This is a genomic window from Streptomyces sp. NPDC002104 (assembly GCF_053593795.1).
In genome coordinates this window covers 1-1,014 of the sequence record NZ_JBSFDF010000121.1, presented here as the reverse complement: position 1 = coordinate 1,014, position 1,014 = coordinate 1, and the positions used below count along the sequence as shown (strand labels likewise).

General features: G+C 70.6%; 1 protein-coding gene. It reads right to left on the bottom strand.

Features of this window, described 5'->3' with window-relative positions; translation table 11 throughout:
* Positions 1–954 (bottom strand): IS481 family transposase, encoded by a 954-nt coding sequence (locus tag ACWCP2_RS38180; protein WP_450913130.1) that lies wholly within the window; start codon positions 952–954, stop codon positions 1–3.
* Positions 955–1,014 lie beyond the last annotated feature (60 nt).

Sequence of the window (1,014 nt, the reverse complement as noted above, 5' to 3'; positions counted from 1 at the left end):
CTAGGTGTGTTGTTCGGGCAGGTTGGTGACGCGGCTGGCGGGTGTTTGGCCTTGGATGCCGGTGTGGGGTCGGTGGTAGTTGTACCAGTCGATCCAGTCGGTGAACGCTTCCTGGCGTTGGTGGTCTGAGGTGTAGGGCTGCTGGTAGGCCCATTCCTCGAGCAGGGTGCGGTGGAAGCGTTCGACTTTGCCGTTGGTCTGGGGCCGCCAGGGCCGGGTCCAGCGGGGGCTGATGCCCAGGTCACGGCAGGTTTCGCGCCAGGTGTTCTTGCTGTAGGCCCAGGCGTTGTCGGTCAGGACGCGTTCGACGGTGATGCCCAGGGACGCGAACCAGGCGGTCGCCCGCGTGAGGAAGGCGGCGCAGGTGGGGGCGGTCTCGTCGGGCAGGTCTTCGGTGTAGGCAAGGCGGGTGTGGTCGTCGAGGGCGGTGTGGAGGTAGGCCCAGCCCGTGCCGGTCTTGTTGCGTCGGCCCTCGGCCCGGCCGAGGGCTTTGTGGCCGCCGCCGTCGGGGATCCGGCCGAGTTTTTTGACGTCGATGTGGACGAGTTCGCCGGGCCAGGCGCGTTCGTAGCGGCGGACGGGCTCGCCGGTGGCGCGGTCCAGGGCGGCCAGGGGCGGCAGGCCGTGGCGAATCAGGATGCGGTGCGCGGTGGAGGGCGCGATCCCGCAGCGGGCGGCCAGCCGCAGGGGGCCGATGCGGTGTTCGCGCCGCAGTCGCAGGACTTGTTCCTCGATTGCGGCCGCGGTCCGTCGTGGCTGGTGGTGCGGGCGGCTGGAGCGGTCACTCATTCCGGCGACACCGAGCCGGCGGTAGCGGCCGGCCCAGCGGGCCGCGGTGGTGTGGCTGACCTGGAAGCGTTCCGCGGCCCGACGCACGGGCCAGCCGTCCTCCACGACACAACGCGCCAGGCGCAGTCGCCCGGTCTCGGTCAGCGGGGCATTACGGTGGACCACGAGGGCCTCCTGTCTTCGGTGCAGATGTCGCAATCCACACCGAACCCGGAGGCCCTCACC